The organism is Leisingera sp. CC-HEC096, assembly GCF_059429235.1.
The window spans coordinates 3217285-3232875 of sequence record NZ_JCAIJS010000001.1; the positions used below are offsets into that span (position 1 = coordinate 3217285).

General features: G+C 62.4%; 16 protein-coding genes and 1 tRNA gene. 11 read left to right on the forward strand and 6 right to left on the reverse strand.

Annotated features, from left to right (window positions below):
* Window positions 1-175: 175 nt before the first annotated feature.
* The 4 genes from AC5STI_RS15565 to AC5STI_RS15580 all read right to left on the reverse strand — a co-directional run bounded on the left by AC5STI_RS15565 (window position 176) and on the right by AC5STI_RS15580 (window position 2537).
* Entirely contained in the window at window positions 176-748 is a 573-nt protein-coding gene (locus AC5STI_RS15565) for a cob(I)yrinic acid a,c-diamide adenosyltransferase (protein ID WP_495447304.1), read from the reverse strand.
* 6 nt (window positions 749-754) lie between these two features.
* Entirely contained in the window at window positions 755-958 is a 204-nt protein-coding gene (locus AC5STI_RS15570; protein ID WP_421056242.1) for a twin transmembrane helix small protein, read from the reverse strand.
* 73 nt (window positions 959-1031) lie between these two features.
* Complete coding sequence (locus tag AC5STI_RS15575) at window positions 1032-1862, reverse strand: SDR family NAD(P)-dependent oxidoreductase (protein ID WP_495447305.1); 831 nt, start codon at window positions 1860-1862, stop codon at window positions 1032-1034.
* Between the two features lie 36 nt (window positions 1863-1898).
* A complete protein-coding gene (locus AC5STI_RS15580) occupies window positions 1899-2537 on the reverse strand; it encodes an SH3 domain-containing protein (RefSeq protein WP_495447306.1) in 639 nt (212 codons plus the stop codon).
* 255 nt (window positions 2538-2792) lie between these two features.
* On the opposite strand from AC5STI_RS15580, the gene AC5STI_RS15585 reads away from it, so the two are divergent.
* The 3 genes from AC5STI_RS15585 (at window position 2793) to tuf (ending at window position 7166) form a co-directional block, all read left to right on the forward strand.
* A complete protein-coding gene (locus AC5STI_RS15585) occupies window positions 2793-5141 on the forward strand; it encodes a DNA topoisomerase IV subunit A (protein WP_495447307.1) in 2349 nt (782 codons plus the stop codon).
* Between the two features lie 127 nt (window positions 5142-5268).
* Window positions 5269-5907 (forward strand): hypothetical protein, encoded by a 639-nt coding sequence (locus AC5STI_RS15590; protein ID WP_495447308.1) that lies wholly within the window; start codon window positions 5269-5271, stop codon window positions 5905-5907.
* 83 nt (window positions 5908-5990) lie between these two features.
* On the forward strand, window positions 5991-7166 hold the full coding sequence (gene tuf, locus AC5STI_RS15595) for an elongation factor Tu (RefSeq protein ID WP_475049259.1): 1176 nt from the start codon (window positions 5991-5993) through the stop codon (window positions 7164-7166).
* Window positions 7167-7326: 160 nt separating this feature from the next.
* Here tuf and AC5STI_RS15600 read toward each other — a convergent pair whose 3' ends face one another.
* Window positions 7327-8013, reverse strand: coding sequence for a lysophospholipid acyltransferase family protein (locus tag AC5STI_RS15600; protein ID WP_495447309.1), 687 nt, complete (start codon window positions 8011-8013; stop codon window positions 7327-7329).
* Between the two features lie 176 nt (window positions 8014-8189).
* Between AC5STI_RS15600 and AC5STI_RS15605 the strand changes: the two genes are divergently transcribed.
* A tRNA-Trp gene (locus AC5STI_RS15605) sits at window positions 8190-8265 on the forward strand.
* Window positions 8266-8322: 57 nt separating this feature from the next.
* On the opposite strand, the gene AC5STI_RS15610 is transcribed toward AC5STI_RS15605, so the two are convergent.
* Window positions 8323-10467: a tetratricopeptide repeat protein gene (locus AC5STI_RS15610; protein ID WP_495447310.1), complete on the reverse strand. Its 2145-nt coding sequence runs from the start codon at window positions 10465-10467 to the stop codon at window positions 8323-8325.
* Window positions 10468-10671: 204 nt separating this feature from the next.
* On the opposite strand from AC5STI_RS15610, the gene secE reads away from it, so the two are divergent.
* The 7 genes from secE (at window position 10672) to rplL (ending at window position 15355) form a co-directional block, all read left to right on the forward strand.
* Entirely contained in the window at window positions 10672-10869 is a 198-nt protein-coding gene (gene secE / locus AC5STI_RS15615; RefSeq protein WP_008554326.1) for a preprotein translocase subunit SecE, read from the forward strand.
* A gap of 215 nt (window positions 10870-11084) precedes the next feature.
* Window positions 11085-11618 (forward strand): transcription termination/antitermination protein NusG, encoded by a 534-nt coding sequence (nusG, locus tag AC5STI_RS15620; RefSeq protein ID WP_475049266.1) that lies wholly within the window; start codon window positions 11085-11087, stop codon window positions 11616-11618.
* A 213-nt stretch (window positions 11619-11831) separates the two neighbouring features.
* Entirely contained in the window at window positions 11832-12650 is an 819-nt protein-coding gene (locus AC5STI_RS15625) for a DUF2189 domain-containing protein (RefSeq protein ID WP_495447311.1), read from the forward strand.
* A 236-nt stretch (window positions 12651-12886) separates the two neighbouring features.
* The gene (gene rplK / locus AC5STI_RS15630) at window positions 12887-13312 is read left to right on the forward strand and encodes a 50S ribosomal protein L11 (RefSeq protein WP_019298608.1); all 426 of its coding nucleotides are present in this window, start codon (window positions 12887-12889) and stop codon (window positions 13310-13312) included.
* A 1-nt stretch (window position 13313) separates the two neighbouring features.
* Window positions 13314-14012 (forward strand): 50S ribosomal protein L1, encoded by a 699-nt coding sequence (gene rplA / locus AC5STI_RS15635; protein ID WP_475049270.1) that lies wholly within the window; start codon window positions 13314-13316, stop codon window positions 14010-14012.
* A gap of 368 nt (window positions 14013-14380) precedes the next feature.
* Window positions 14381-14899 carry a 50S ribosomal protein L10 gene (rplJ, locus tag AC5STI_RS15640; RefSeq protein WP_039165542.1) on the forward strand — a complete coding sequence of 173 codons (519 nt, stop codon included), beginning with the start codon at window positions 14381-14383 and terminating at the stop codon, window positions 14897-14899.
* 81 nt (window positions 14900-14980) lie between these two features.
* Window positions 14981-15355: a 50S ribosomal protein L7/L12 gene (rplL, locus tag AC5STI_RS15645; protein ID WP_027236232.1), complete on the forward strand. Its 375-nt coding sequence runs from the start codon at window positions 14981-14983 to the stop codon at window positions 15353-15355.
* The last annotated feature ends 236 nt before the right edge of the window (window positions 15356-15591 follow it).

Genomic DNA, 15591 nt, shown 5'->3' on the forward strand with positions numbered 1-15591 from the left:
CGTTAGCGCACGCCGACGTCGCGTTTGCTCATTTGGAACATCATTTTTGCAAGAATGTTTCCGGTGGGAAATCCGCCTGCCGCGACGGCAAGGTGCCGTTGCCGCGGATGACGCGTTTAGCACCGGATTCGCAAAAATCCGGCGCTAAACGGCGAATCAGAGCGGGGCAGGGGGCTCAGCGGTTGGCGCCGGGCACCCACAAAACGTCGTCGTTGCCGCCGTTATTGGCGGTGCGGGCGGCCACAAAGAACCAGTCGGACAGGCGGTTCAGGTATTTCACCGCTGCCGGGTTCACGTCCTCGGTCGTACTCAGGTCCGTGGCCAGCCGCTCAGCGCGGCGGGCGACGGTGCGGCAGACATGCAAATGCGCCGCCAGCTTGGACCCGCCCGGCAGGATGAAGCTGCGCAGCGCCTCCAGATCCTTGTTCATGGTGTCGATCTCGGCCTCCAGCCGCTCGACTTGCGCCGCCGCCACCCGCAGCGGCGGGTATTCGGCCTCGGCGTCCTTCTCCATTTCCGGCCGGCACAGATCGGCTCCCAGATCGAACAAATCGTTCTGAATGCGCGCCAGTGCTGCGTCCATTTCGCCTTCGGCTTCCAGCCGGGCAACACCGACAAAGGAGTTCAGCTCATCCGAAGTGCCATATGCATTCACACGGGCCGAGTGTTTGGCCACGCGCTCGCCGTTGCCCAGGGCGGTTTCGCCCTTGTCGCCGGTGCGGGTGTAGATTTTGTTCAGAACGACCATCGTCAATTATCCTCCCTGGCTGCGGAGGTAGACGTAGGACAGCAAGAGCACCACTGCAATGAATTGAAACAGGATGCGCAGGCGCATCATCTTGTTTGCGTTCCGGCGGTTGAACTCGCCGCCCTTGCCAAAGCCGCCAATGCCGATGACCAGTGCCACAACCACAGCCGCCACGGCTGCCAGTGCCAGATAATACAGCGGATCGCTCATCTTGTCCCCCAAGCGTATCAATTCTGTTGGACCCATCTACCCCGCGTGCAAGACGAAGGCGACCGCGAATCCGCTATCCGAGCCGCACCAGGATGCGGTCAATTGCCCTTGTGCTGAGGATGCGGCGCAGGACCCCGGCGATATGGGTTGGGGTGGTGACATAGTAGCGGGCGCGCGGGCGGCGGGATTCGCAGGCGTGTGCCAGTTTCGCGGTCACGGCGGAAGCCGGAAGCTCAAACCGGTCCGGGCCGCTGTTCTCATACAGCCGCTTCAACAGGCGCGTCTCGTAAAGCTCGCGCAGCGGCGAGGCCTTCCAGTCGATAAAACGCTCAAAATAGGGAATCGACTTTTCCCGGATCTTCGACGTCACCGGCCCCGGCTCGATCAGCACCATGTGGATGCCCGACCCCTTCAGTTCGACCCGCAGCGTGTCAGTCAGACCTTCCAGCGCGTATTTCGTGGCTACATAGGCACCGCGCCAGGGAAAGGATACAAAGCCCAGGATCGAGGAATTCTGCACGATCCGTCCGTGCCCCTGCTTGCGCATCACCGGGATCACTTGCCGGGTCAGCTCGTGCCAGCCGAAGAAATTGGCCTCGAAAATCGTGCGCAGCGCTTCGGTGGGCAGATCCTCGACCGCGCCAGGCAGCCCATGTGCGCCGTTGTTGAACAGCGCGTCCAGGGTGCCGCCGGTGGCCTCCAGCACCTCTTCCAGGCCGGATTCGATGCTGGCCGGGTCGGTGTAATCAATCCGCGGGCTTTCAAATCCTTCAGCGCGCATCCGGTCGCAATCACGCTGCTGGCGGCAGGAGGCAAACACCCGCCATCCCCGCTCCCGCATTCCGCGCGCCGCATCCAAGCCGATTCCTGAGGAACAGCCGGTAATCAGGATGGTTTTTTTCATATGGAACGCCTCTTGACCCGGTTTGCCCGGGGCCAGTTATGGGCGTTTCTTGCTCACCAGGGAAGCGGCAATCCAGCCGACGCGGCCCTTCTCTGGCGCGCGCAGGTGCAGCCAGCCGGTGCCGGAATCCTCTATCACGATGACTTCGTCACCTGCCAGAAGCCGGGTGATCACCGGATAGTTAGTGCCTGGCCCCTGCCGCATGTTCACCCGCGACGCGCGGATACTGCGGCGGTCGATAACCGGTTCCGGAGCAGGCTCTGCCGCGGCAGCGGAGGCCGCCGCTGACGTGGAGGCGGGCGTCGCAGTGATCGAGGCTAGGCCGCCATCCAGGGATGCGAGCTGCAAAGTGCCGCCTCCGGAGCCGACCGAGAATGCAGCTTGGGTGGAGGTCAGAACACTGGACGCACTGGCAAGCTGAGCGGCCGCCACGCGCTGACGCAGCGCCGGATCAGCCTTGGGCCGCACCGGCGTTTCTGCCTGTGACCGGCGCGTCAGTACTGGCTGAGCCGTCAGAGAAGCGGCGGTGATTCTGACAGGTTCGGATTTACGGGCATCGGGTTTGGCGGCAGCCACGGGCTCGGGCCGTTGCGGCGGTTCAAAGTCCGCCCCTCCGCTCAGCTCATAAAATCCCCATCCCAGAAAAGCGAAGGACAACATAACAAATCGCGACATAACCCGGTCCCCCCAGACCAAAAATAGACAGGCAAATCCAATGACCCGCAAAAGGCCGCTGCCCTGGTTGCAAGAGTTTGGAAAGTAACGCGCGGCGCGGCTGCCTGGTTCCATTTTATCTAGGGCAAGTTGACGGACAGGAAACAGGGGAGACTCTTCTGTCTTCTCCCCGCGCCTGGCTGGCAGCGGGCGAAGCTGTGCGAAATTCGCGCGCGCCCGCTTTACCAATTCCGGCGCCGGCAGTATCACGATTTCATGACCGACCTGGTAGAAGACCCCGACATGCCCTCCGCCCCCGAACAAGGCGAAATCCTGGAACCGCTGCGCCGCGCCATTGGCGAGCGCTATCTGACCTATGCGCTCAGCACTATTATGCACCGGGCGCTGCCCGATGCCCGCGACGGCCTGAAACCTGTGCACAGGCGGATCCTTTACGCGATGAACCGCCTGCGGCTCAGCTCCAGCGGCGGCTTCCTGAAGTCGGCCAAGATTTCCGGCGATACCATGGGCGACTTCCACCCCCACGGCGACGCCGCGATCTATGACGCGATGGCGCGCCTGGCGCAGGACTTCAACGTCCGCTACCCGCTGGTCGACGGCCAGGGCAATTTCGGCAACATCGACGGCGACAACCCTGCGGCCTCCCGCTACACCGAAGCGCGGATGACCTTCGTGGCCGAGGCGATGCTGGAAGGCCTCAATGAGGATTCGGTCGATTTCCGCGACAACTACGACGGCCGCCTGACCGAACCGGCGGTGCTGCCCGCCACCTTCCCGAACATCCTGGCAAACGGCGCGGCCGGCATTGCGGTGGGCATGGCCACCAACATCCCGCCCCACAACATTGCTGAGCTGATCGACGCCTGCCTGCATCTGATTAAAACCCCGGATGCTCGCGACGACACCCTGCTGAACTATGTGCCGGGGCCCGATTTCCCCACCGGCGGTATCATCGTCGAGCCCAAGGAAAACATCGCCAAGGCCTATAGCACCGGCCGCGGCTCCTTCCGCCTGCGCTGCACGCACGAGGTTGAGGACCTGGGCCGCGGCCAGTGGCAGATCGTCGTCACGGAGATTCCCTACCAGGTTCAGAAATCCAAGCTGATCGAAAAGATCGCCGAGCTGATCCAGACCAAGAAGGTGCCGATCCTCGCCGACGTGCGCGACGAATCGGCGGACGACATCCGTATCATCCTGGAACCCAAGTCCAAGAACGTGGACCCCGAGGTTCTGATGAACATGATGTTCCGCAACTCGGACCTGGAAATCCGCTTCAGCCTCAACATGAACGTGCTGATCGACGGCGTAACCCCCAAGGTCTGCTCGATGAAGGAGGTGCTGCGCGCCTTCCTCGACCACCGCCGCGACGTGCTGCAGCGCCGCTCCCGCCACCGGATGGAAAAGATCGACCACCGGCTGGAGGTCTTGGAGGGCTTTATCATCGCCTTCCTGAACCTCGACCGGGTGATCGACATCATCCGTTATGACGAGGATCCCAAGGCCGCCCTGATCCGCGAGGACTGGAGCAAGGACCACCCGCGCGCCTTCACCGAGGCAGACTACATCACCCCGGCGCAAGGCACGGGCGAGCTGACCGAGGTGCAGGCCGAGGCGATCCTGAACATGCGCCTGCGGTCTTTGCGCAAGCTCGAGGAAATCGAACTGGTCCGCGAACGTGATGCCCTTCGCGAGGAACGCGCCGGGCTGGTCGAACTATTGGCCTCCGAAGACCTGCAATGGTCCCGCATTTCCGAGCAGCTGAAAGAAACCAAGAAGCAGTTCGGTAAGGACTATGCAGGCGGCGCCCGCCGCACCCGCTTTGCGGAGGCGGGCGAGGTCGAAGAGGTGCCGCTGGAGGCCATGATCGACAAGGAACCGATCACCGTGGTCTGTTCGCAGATGGGGTGGATCCGGGCAATGACCGGCCATATCGACCTGAACCGCGAGCTGAAGTTCAAGGATGGCGATGGGCCGCGCTTCATCTTCCACGCGGAAACCACCGACCGGCTGCTGGTGTTCGGCTCCAACGGCCGTTTCTATACCCTGTCGGCGGCGAACCTGCCCGGCGGCCGCGGCATGGGTGAACCCGTCCGCCTGATGGTTGACCTGCCCAATGAGGTGGAAATCGTCGACCTGCTGATCCACAACCCGGAGGGTAAGCTGCTGGTCGCCTCCGACGCGGGCAACGGTTTCATTTGCGCCGAAAAGGACATCGTCGCCCAGACCCGCAGCGGCAAGCAGGTGCTGAATGTCAAGGACGACGAGCGCGCCAAGATCTGTATCCCGGTGGAGGGCGATCACGTCGCCGTGGTCTCGGAAAACGGCAAGTTCCTGGTTTTCTCGGTCGAGGAAATGCCCGAGCTGACCCGCGGCAAGGGCGTGCGCCTGCAGAAATACAACATGGCCCGCGGCAAGCAGGGCTCGCTGGAACTGGACGGCGGCCTCAGCGACATCACCACGTTCAACTGGGACGACGGCCTCAAGTGGGAGATGGGAGGCGGAAAGACCCGACACGCGGCCGACCTCACCGAATGGCTGGGCAAGCGCGCCAGCGTGGGCAAGCGCCCGCCGCACGGTTTCCCGCGGAGCTACAAGTTCAAATAAGCGGCATCTTTCTGCGAATTGCCTGTGCCCCCCGCGCCACCCGCGCGGGGGTTGCTGTTTGCGGGTCTTTACCCCCTGCGCCCGGCAGGGCTATCAGGGCAGGACCGAATTCTTACGGGGGACTCCCATGACCCGCATTCTCGCCCTGTTTTCCGCGCTGGTGCTGCTCGCAGCCTGTGGCGAAACCCGCCTCGACGAAGCGCCCGAGGATCTGGGTGCCTTCCAGGCCCGTGTGACGCATGTCTATACGGAAAAGGCGCTGCAATGGCCGCTCTCGCGCGATGCCGACCACAGTGAATGGACCGCCCCGATCGAGAATGCGCTGAACACGCGGCTGCGCCGCTATGCGGGCGCCCAGCAATACGACGTTGCCGTGACGCTCGAGGGCTTCATGCTGGCGCCGCCCGGCGTGCCGGTGCTGTTTTCGCCAAAGAGTGCTGTGGTGGTGAACGTGTTTGTCTACGACGTGGCAAACAAGAAATTCCTCGCCAAAAAGCACCAGATGGAAATTTTCGAAAGCACCACCGGCGAAAGCGCGCTGCTGGGGTCCGGCCATGCGCGCACCAAGGAGCAGCAGATCCAGGGGCTGGCCGTCAATATCGCCGACAAGGTCGAGGAGTGGATGGCAGAAAACCACAAGGAACAGGGGTGGTTCGCGCCCCGTTCCGGCACGGCTGCTGAAGGTGCGGCTGCAACGGATGCTGCGGAGCCGGCGCCGGCCGCTGAGCCCGGCGATTTCCGCTTCTGTCAAGCAGGAACGGGTTGATTTTTCCGCGCAAACCAAATAATCCGCCCGCGCAGAGGAAACCGGGTCAACGCTGACCCCTCATTTCAAAAGGCGTCCAAGGCATGGCTAAGGAAAAGTTTGAACGTAATAAACCGCACGTCAACATCGGCACCGTCGGCCACGTTGACCACGGCAAAACCACGCTGACCGCAGCGATCACCAAGTACTTCGGCGACTTCAAAGCCTACGACCAGATCGACGGCGCGCCGGAAGAAAAAGCCCGCGGCATCACCATCTCCACCGCCCACGTGGAATATGAAACCGACGCGCGCCACTATGCCCACGTCGACTGCCCCGGCCACGCCGACTACGTCAAGAACATGATCACCGGTGCCGCTCAGATGGACGGCGCGATCCTGGTGGTGAACGCTGCTGACGGCCCGATGCCGCAGACCCGCGAGCACATCCTGCTGGCGCGTCAGGTTGGCGTGCCTGCCCTGGTCGTGTTCATGAACAAAGTGGACCAGGTCGACGACGAAGAGCTGCTGGAGCTGGTGGAAATGGAAATCCGCGAGCTGCTGTCCTCCTACGAGTTCCCGGGCGACGATATTCCGATCATCGCAGGCTCCGCGCTGGCGGCGATGGAAGGCCGTGACCCGGAAATCGGCGAAAACAAGATCAAAGAGCTGATGGCGGCCGTGGACGAATACATCCCGACCCCCGAGCGTGCGGTTGACCAGCCGTTCCTGATGCCGATCGAAGACGTGTTCTCGATCTCCGGCCGCGGCACCGTTGTGACCGGCCGTGTGGAGCGCGGTGTGATCAACGTTGGCGACGAAATCGAAATCGTCGGCATCAAAGACACTTCGAAAACCACCTGCACCGGTGTGGAAATGTTCCGCAAGCTGCTGGACCGCGGTGAAGCCGGCGACAACATCGGCGCCCTGCTGCGCGGTGTGGACCGTGAATCCGTTGAGCGCGGCCAGGTGCTGTGCAAGCCGGGTTCCGTGACCCCGCACACCAAGTTCGAAGCCGAAGCCTACATCCTGACCAAGGAAGAAGGCGGCCGCCACACCCCGTTCTTCGCGAACTACCGTCCGCAGTTCTACTTCCGCACCACCGACGTGACCGGCACCGTGACCCTGCCGGAAGGCACCGAGATGGTGATGCCGGGCGACAACCTGAAGTTCGCGGTTGAGCTGATCGCCCCGATCGCGATGGAAGACGGCCTGCGCTTCGCCATCCGCGAAGGCGGCCGCACCGTCGGCGCCGGCGTTGTGTCGAAGATCATCGAGTAATCAGGTCTCCTGATTGATCGACGGAAAGGCCGCCTTTGGGCGGCCTTTTTTGCTGTGCCGCCGCCGGAAACCGGCGCGGTTTCCGGTCATGAAAAACCGGTTTTTCGTGGCCGCCTTTCGAGAAAAAAACGGTGGGTCAGGTCTGAGGCGTTTTCGGATCTTAGCTGCTGCGCCCGGCAGCCGCGTCCGCTGCATCCGTGACAGCATCTAGCGAGGCTTCCAGGCTCTGCCGTAAGACCTCCACCTCAGCGTCACTCGGTTTTTTCGGCACCTCGTCCGTCCACTCCTGGCACAACAGCACCCCGCGGGAAAACGGCAGCGGCAGCATCTGCTGGTCCCAGGTTGGCAGCTTGATCACTTTTCGCTCTGCAAAGGCGACGGTGAACACCCGGCAGCCGGTCATCCGCGCCCAGACCACCGGCACGGTGGAGGACACGCGGGCAGGGCCGCGCGGGCCGTCGGCGGCGATGCCGATGGAACAGCCTTCCCGGGTGCGCCGCAGCACTTCGCGCGACAGCGCCACATGGCGTTTGTGGCTCGACATTGGAATGGTCTCAAACCCCAGCCGCACCAGGATTTGTCCCGCCAGCCTCCCGGCGCGGGCCGCGGAGGTCAGCGCGCAGATTCGTCCCAGCGAGGTGTCGAACAGATAGGGCGCCATGATCAGCCGCTGGTGCCAGAGCACAAAGATCACCGGCTCGCCGCGCCGCACGCAATCGTCCATCTCCTCAAAACCGCTGCGGCTCCAGCGGGAGGTGCGGAAGGCGAATCGCACATAGGCGGCAAACACCCCCTCGATAGCGCGGTTCACCCGGGGGCTGTCGGCGAATTTCTTTCTCAGGCTCACGGTTTCAGGCTCATTTCCAAGGGATTGGCCGGGCGCGCGGCCCGCTTTCCGGCCCCTCTTACCGCATGGGCGAGGGCGGGCAAAGCCCGCGGCCCGCAAACCGCCGCGCGGCGCGCAGAAAATCGGTTTTCCCTCTTGCCACCGCCGCGCGGCTGCCGTAGGACATGCCGCACTACAGGGGTATAGCTCAGTTGGTAGAGCGACGGTCTCCAAAACCGTAGGTCGCGGGTTCGAACCCTGCTGCCCCTGCCAGTCTCCAAAAAGTCCGTAGATCATGGCCGCCCACACAGGGTGGACGGCGGTTCTGTATCAGCCCTGCGGCGTCTCCTTGCCGGAGATGGTCAGATGGCCAGCAGGCAAACCTTGCAAGAACCGGTCATAGGCCGCGTCATAGGCGCTCTCAATCTGCCGGCTGAGCTGTGCGGCCGAGAACAGCGGGGCGACCTGGTGCTGCTGGCGCAGCTTACGCTTCAGCACGGCGCACGCCTCCGGATCTGCGGCAAGTGCGGCGGCCTTTGCCTCATACGCTTCCGCGCTGTCAGCGATCAGTTCAGGCAGTCCGGCCGCTTGCAGCAAGCTTGCTCCCGTGCGGGCGGCAAGCTGCTGACCGGGCAGGGTGATCATTGGCACTCCCGCGGCCAGTGCGTCGCGGGCAGCGGTTCCGGCATTGACCGTGAAGGTGTCAAGGAACACGCCGGCAAGGGCCAGCCGGGCAAGATGCTCCGCGCGGTCCGCAGGCGGAGCAAAGATCAGCCGGTCCGGGTCGATGCCGCGGGCGGCCGCGGCGCGGCGCAGGTTCGAGACGGCGTGTGCGCCATGATCCAGCAGCCAAAGCACGCTGTCAGGGGCGCCATCCAGCAAGCGCATCCAGATATCGAACTCCTGCGGAGTGATCTGGCTGGCCGCGGCAAAACTGCAAAAGACAAAGCCCTCGTCCGGCAGGCCGCAGTCGGCCCGGACCGGGCCGCTGACAGTGCTGGCGGGCGGCATCGCCAGGCAACTGCACGGCAGGCGCAGCAGGTGTTCGTTGTGATACCGCTCGCTGCCGGGCGGGCAGGTGGTGCCGTCGCTGATCAGGTAGTCGAAAGCAGCGGTTCCCATGGTTCCAGGGTATCCGGGCCAGGCAATGTGCAGGGGCGCCAGCCGGGTGTTGAACAGGCCGGTCCGGTTGCCGTTGGAATAGCCTGACAGGTCCACCGCTATGTCCAGTTCATCGGCCTTGGCTGCCGCGGCCGCGCCGTCGGTTGAGGTCCCGTCCAGCATCCGCAAACAGGACACTGGGAATGCTAAGGCGGTTTCTTCGCTTACATCCGGACCCGTGGCATAGGCAAAGACTTCAAACCGGTTGCGGTCGTGAGCGGCAAAAAATGCAGTGTATTGGCTCAGCAGCGCCAAGGCGTCGCAGACGGAGAAGAAATAGCCGATCCTAAGCCGCTCCGGGCGCTGTTGGGCGGGCGGGGCGGTCTGCGGTTCCACTTCGGGGAAATGCTCGCTGGCGTAGGCTTGCGCGCGCACCCTGAGCAGGTCCGGATTGTCCTCCATCAGCATCAGCGCGCTGGGATCGCAGCCGCTGCCGCGCAGGCCCAGCAGGCGGCGGTATTGTTCGTACTCCTGTATCCAGCGCCAATCGTTGAGCTCTGCCAGCACGTGCAGGCGCTGGGTGCGGGCCCGGTCATCGGATGGGGAGATCTGGAGGATCTTGTCGAAACAGGGGAGGGCATCGGCATGGCGCCCTTCGGCCTTGAGAAGCAGGCCCAGCTGGTACTGCGCCTCGGTCAGGCCCGGCCGCAAGCTGACAGCGCGCTTGTAGTGGTCCTTAGCCTCTGCCACCGCGCCGAGATTGTGCAGCAGGCCCGCAAGGCTGAAATGCAGCAGCGCATCATCTGGGGCCAGCGCAACCGCCCGGCGCAGGGCCGACGCGGCCTCTGTGCTGCGGCCCTCAAGCGGCAGCGCCTCGGCCAGGCTGCGCAGCGCAAGCAGGCAATCGGCATCCAGCGCCAGTGCCTTGCGGTAGAGCGCCACGGCATTGTCCGCCTGTCCGCGCGCCATGTGAACACGGCCCATGGCGGCATAGGTTCCGGCTTCTTTGGGGTTGATCCCGCACGCCTTGTTCAGGCAGGTGGCCGCGTTGTCCAGATGGCCGGCAGCCAGGTGGCAGCGGCCCAGGAAATCCCACAGGAAATGCGACTCCCGGAAGGTCTTGAGCAAGGCGCCGCAGCTGTCCGCCGCTTCAAAGGGGCGTCCGGCGGCAAGTGCCGCTTCCAGCTCCGCCTTTGTGTCATCGGAGGGCTCACGCTGCTCCCTCAGACGGCCGCGCAGCGAGTCCAGGGCCTGCAGAGCGCGTGCGTTCTTGGGGTTGCGCGCCAGAATTCCGGAGTAGGCAAGCACGGCATCTTCGAACTTGGCGTCGCGTTCGAGCTGCTCGGCCTGGGAAAGGGTTTGTGCGGGTGTCATGGCATCCTGTCTCACTGAAACACACGGGGGTACGCCAACACGGCGCGCGTCCTGCGCCGGGGCTGCTGGATTCAGTTTTGCGGGAAGTGGATTAAAATTGGATTGACCGCGGCCGAGAACACCGGCTGTTGCGGGCGCAGGGCTTGAATTCAGCTGCCGCACCGGTTACATCGCCTGCACTGCTAGCAGAGAGACTCCCCCACCATGGCGACTATCAACCCAGTTCAGTTTATCCAGCAGGTTCGTGCCGAAGTGTCCAAGGTCGTTTGGCCGACCCGGCGCGAGGTGCTGCTGACCACGGTCATGGTGTTTATCATGGCGGCTCTGACGGCGCTGTTCTTTGCGCTGGTCGATCTGTTGATCCGCTATGGCCTGCAGGGCCTTCTGGGGATGTTCGGCTGAGCCTGCAGCGGTATGACGGCTCCGGGGCCGCGGTTGCTGCGCAGCACTTGATTCTGGCGGCGATGGGCGGTACCTGAGCAGGAACATTGAGGCGGGCGTGCAGCGATTCGGTTTGCACGCCGCTTTTTGTTGGAGAGCGCAGCTTCAGGGCTGCAACGGAATGATTACGCAGCGGCGCGGCACCGGCCCGCCCTGCAGAACAAGGACAACGGTTCATGGCGAAACGGTGGTACTCGGTCAGCGTTCTTTCGAACTTCGAAAAGAAAATCGCAGAGCAGATCCGCACCGCGGTCGCCGAGCAGGGGCTCGAGGACGAAATTGACGAGGTGCTGGTCCCGACCGAAGAGGTGATCGAGATCCGCCGCGGCAAGAAGGTCTCGACCGAGCGCCGCTTCATGCCCGGTTACGTTCTGGTCCACATGGAAATGTCCGACCGCGGCTATCACCTGATTTCCTCGATCAACCGCGTGACTGGCTTCCTGGGCCCGCAGGGCCGCCCGATGCCGATGCGCGACGCGGAGGTGCAGGGCATCCTGGGCCGCGTAGAAGAAGGCGTCGAGGCGCCGCGCACCCTGATCAACTTCGAGGTGGGCGAGAAGGTCAAGGTCAACGACGGACCGTTCGAGGATTTCGACGGCATGGTCGAAGAAGTCGACGACGACAACCAGAAGCTCAAGGTCACCGTGTCGATCTTCGGCCGCGAAACCCCGGTGGAACTGGACTTTACCCAGGTCACCAAGCAAGGCTGACCGGTCCTGCAGTGAAATTCATAGCGCCGCGTTGCACGATGCACCGCGGCGTTTCTTGTTTGTGATCGCCATTCTGAACGGAGCGGCCATACTCCCCCTTGCCCGTATGCCTCACCTGATGCAAACTTGTATCGGGAGGAGGGATGTCTGTCTCACCGCTGGGTCTAATCGCAAAAGGACCTGCGCGGTGCCATGCTTTGGGAGGAGTGTGTCTTGGCATCCAAAACCGCAGGTTCCACACCGCCGGACGACCTGACACCGCAGCATCAGGCCGTGCCCGCGGTCAATAAGGTGACGGCGGGTGATATCACCGCGTCTCTAAAGGCAGGGTTCTCCGACTTTCTGGCGCGCCCTTTCCTGAGTGGCTTCTTCGGCCTGTTCTATGCGGTTTTCGGCATCCTGTTCGTCTGGTGCCTGGTCTGGCTCGGCGCGATCTGGATGATCATTCCTGCCGCTGTAGGTTTTCCGCTGGTCGCGCCTTTTGCTGCTGCCGGGCTGTATGAAATGTCCCGCCGGATGCAGAAGGGAGAAAGTTTCACTTGGTCCGAGATCCTCACTGTCATGGCCAGCCAGCGTAAGCGCGAAATGGGCTGGATGGCCTTTGTCACACTGTTTATTTTCTGGGTGTGGATCTACCAGGTCCGGCTATGGCTGGCGATAACCCTCAAGAATGCATCCTTCTCGGATTTTGACGGCTTCCTGAACATCGTATTCTTCACGCCGCAGGGCTGGACCTTCCTGGCAATCGGCACCTGTGTCGGCGCATTTCTGTCGGCAGTCCTGTTCGCGGTGACCGTCGTCGCCATGCCCATGCTGCTCGACCGGGAGACCAATTTCGTTTCTGCCATGCTGACGTCCATTCGCGCCGTTACGGAAAGCCCCATGGTCATGCTCGCCTGGGCGGCGATCATTTCGCTCACCATGCTGGTGTCGCTGGTTCCGGCGTTTCTGGGGTTGATTGTCACTCTGCCTGTCCTTGGCCACACCACATGGCATCTCTACCGGCGGGCCGTGCCGCCAGCGGAGGCGTAACCCGCCTGGCTCTGCCCTTGTCCCGCGGCGCGCATAGTCCGCTTCCGGCGCGGACCAGCCACTGCCGATTGAACGGCTGGGCCACTTGCCAACCCTGGCATTCCCCTGTACATGCCGCCTCTATCGTCTTCGGGCGAGATTCTCTCGTGGGAGATGGACGGGTCGCGACCCTGAAATCCGACCACGCAACTTGAATTGGATGGGACGCGTCCCGTCTGTGTTGAAAGGAAAACCAAATGGCTAAGAAGCTTGTTGGTTCGATGAAGCTGCAGGTTCCTGCAGGTCAGGCAAACCCCTCTCCGCCCGTCGGCCCGGCCCTGGGTCAGCGCGGCATCAACATCATGGAATTCTGCAAGGCGTTCAACGCCAAGACCGCAGACATGGAGCCCGGCGCGCCGTGCCCGACCGTGATCACCTACTATCAGGACAAGTCCTTCACCATGGACATCAAGACGCCGCCCGCGTCTTACTACCTGAAGAAGGCGGCCAAGGTGAAATCCGGCGCGAACAACCCGTCGCGTGAAACCGTCGGCACCGTGACTGTGGCCCAGGTGAAAGAGATCGCCGAAGCCAAGATGAAAGATCTGAACGCCAACGACATCGACGCGGCAATGCAGATCATCCTGGGCTCCGCCCGCTCCATGGGCATCGAGGTGAAGTAAGATGGCAAAGCTCGGTAAACGTACCCGCGCCGCGCGCGAAGCTTTCGCTGGCAAAGAAAACCTGTCCGTGGAAGAAGCAGTTGCCCTGGTGAAAGCCAACGCAACCTCGAAGTTCGACGAGACCGTCGAAATCGCCATGAACCTGGGCGTCGACACCCGCCACGCAGACCAGATGGTCCGCGGCGTGGTCGGCCTGCCGAACGGCACCGGCAAAGACATGCGCGTTGCAGTCTTCGCCCGCGGCCCGAAGGCGGACGAAGCCAAGGAAGCCGGCGCAGACATCGTTGGCGCCGAAGACCTGATGGAATCCATCCAGGCCGGCAACATCGACTTTGACCGCTGCATCGCGACCCCGGACATGATGCCTGTCGTCGGCCGCCTGGGTAAGATCCTCGGCCCGCGCAACCTGATGCCGAACCCGAAAGTCGGCACCGTGACCATGGACGTGAAAGCGGCCGTGGAAGCAGCCAAGGGCGGCGAAGTGCAGTTCAAGGCGGAAAAAGGCGGCGTTGTGCATGCCGGCGTCGGCAAAGCGTCCTTCGACGAAGCCAAGCTGGTCGAAAACATCCGCGCCTTCGTGTCGGCCGTGGCCAAAGCCAAGCCGACCGGCGCCAAGGGTGCTTACATGAAAAAGATCAACCTGTCCTCGACCATGGGTCCGGGCATCACGGTTGACGTGGACAACGCTGTCACCGAGTAATCGGGCGCACAGCTGATGTCAGAAGGGGCGGCACCGCAAGGGCCGCCCTTTTTCTGTCCTGGCGGAACCCAGCGCGCAGGTGTATTTTCCAATTTCGCTCTTGGAAATCCCTTCAAATGGGAATAACTACGGCCTTGAGATAAAGCGTGCGATTCGTCGTGCGCTTTATTTCATTTCGTCCAAGATGGTGGGTGGTCTCCGATCGGACCTTAATTTCCCTCCTGAGACGGGTACAGACCAAGAAGATCGGGGGTTTTCAATCCCTCGGGCGGATTTGGCTCATCCCGTAAAACGGACCTGAACGCCGGGCCATCTGGTTCGGCAAATATGAGCCGGGATGCGTAAGCATCCCTAACTTGGAGAGAACTGTGGATAGAGCCCAGAAAGAGAAAGTGGTCGAGGAACTCGGCCAGATCTTCGAAAGCTCTGGCGTCGTGGTGGTTGCTCACTACGCCGGTCTGACAGTTGCTGAGATGCAGGATCTGCGCGCACGTGCCCGTGACGCGAACAGCTCCGTGCGTGTTGCCAAGAACAGGCTCGCCAAAATCGCCCTCGAGGGAAAGCCGTGTGAAAGCATGGCCGACCTGCTGACAGGGATGACCGTTCTGACCTACTCCGAAGATCCCGTGTCCGCTGCAAAAGTGGCTGAGGATTTTGCCAAGGAAAACAAAAAGTTTGAGATCCTTGGCGGTGCAATGGGTGAGAACGCTCTGGACCGTGCCGGTGTCGAAACCGTGTCGAAAATGCCGTCCCGCGACGAGCTCATCGCTCAGATCGCAAGCTGCATTGGCGCACCTGCTTCGAACATCGCCGGCGCGATTGGCGCACCTGCAAGCAACATCGCAAGCATCCTTTCGACCATCGAAGAGAAGGCGGAAGCTGCGTAAGCGGTTGGCACTGAACGGCTGGCGTGGGGCACAAGCCCGCACGTTGGAACACACATACTGTAAACGGAAAGAGCTGATACAATGGCTGATCTGAAAGCACTCGCAGAAAGCATCGTGGGTCTGACCCTGCTGGAAGCACAAGAACTGAAAACCATCCTGAAAGACGAATACGGCATCGAGCCCGCAGCTGGCGGCGCAGTTGTCATGGCAGCTGGCGGCGACGCCGGCGGTGCAGCTGAAGAAGAAAAGACCGAATTCGACGTCGTTCTGAAGAACGCCGGCGCTTCCAAGATCAACGTGATCAAAGAAGTTCGCGGCATCACCGGCCTGGGCCTGAAAGAAGCCAAAGAGCTGGTTGAAGCAGGCGGCAAAATCAAAGAAGGCATCGACAAAGCCGAAGCAGAAGACATCAAAGCCAAGCTGGAAGCAGCTGGCGCCGAAGTCGAGCTGGCCTAAGTCCTGCCTCTGGTGCATCTCCGATGCATCGGAAATTTGGCTGGGTCCGGAGTTCTCCGGGCCCAGCCGAACCTGTCTTAAAAAGGGCCTCACGCAAGAGGCGCTTTTTCAGGCGAGGTTCAAGGGATCGGGAGGCCGCCTTCGGGACGGTGGCCATGAATTGATCCGAACGCGCTGTCTCGTATGGGCAAGGTGCCGGGGCCCGGCGGCAACCTTGACCGGTGAGAACTCGGAAA

Coding starts and splice junctions, on each gene's coding strand:
- AC5STI_RS15565 (WP_495447304.1), bottom strand. CDS start 748: ATGGTCGTTCTGAACAAAATCTACACCCGCACCGGCGACAAGGGCGAA.
- AC5STI_RS15570 (WP_421056242.1), bottom strand. CDS start 958: ATGAGCGATCCGCTGTATTATCTGGCACTGGCAGCCGTGGCGGCTGTG.
- AC5STI_RS15575 (WP_495447305.1), bottom strand. CDS start 1,862: ATGAAAAAAACCATCCTGATTACCGGCTGTTCCTCAGGAATCGGCTTG.
- AC5STI_RS15580 (WP_495447306.1), bottom strand. CDS start 2,537: ATGTCGCGATTTGTTATGTTGTCCTTCGCTTTTCTGGGATGGGGATTT.
- AC5STI_RS15585 (WP_495447307.1), top strand. CDS start 2,793: ATGACCGACCTGGTAGAAGACCCCGACATGCCCTCCGCCCCCGAACAA.
- AC5STI_RS15590 (WP_495447308.1), top strand. CDS start 5,269: ATGACCCGCATTCTCGCCCTGTTTTCCGCGCTGGTGCTGCTCGCAGCC.
- tuf (WP_475049259.1), top strand. CDS start 5,991: ATGGCTAAGGAAAAGTTTGAACGTAATAAACCGCACGTCAACATCGGC.
- AC5STI_RS15610 (WP_495447310.1), bottom strand. CDS start 10,467: ATGACACCCGCACAAACCCTTTCCCAGGCCGAGCAGCTCGAACGCGAC.
- secE (WP_008554326.1), top strand. CDS start 10,672: ATGGCGACTATCAACCCAGTTCAGTTTATCCAGCAGGTTCGTGCCGAA.
- nusG (WP_475049266.1), top strand. CDS start 11,085: ATGGCGAAACGGTGGTACTCGGTCAGCGTTCTTTCGAACTTCGAAAAG.
- rplK (WP_019298608.1), top strand. CDS start 12,887: ATGGCTAAGAAGCTTGTTGGTTCGATGAAGCTGCAGGTTCCTGCAGGT.
- rplA (WP_475049270.1), top strand. CDS start 13,314: ATGGCAAAGCTCGGTAAACGTACCCGCGCCGCGCGCGAAGCTTTCGCT.
- rplL (WP_027236232.1), top strand. CDS start 14,981: ATGGCTGATCTGAAAGCACTCGCAGAAAGCATCGTGGGTCTGACCCTG.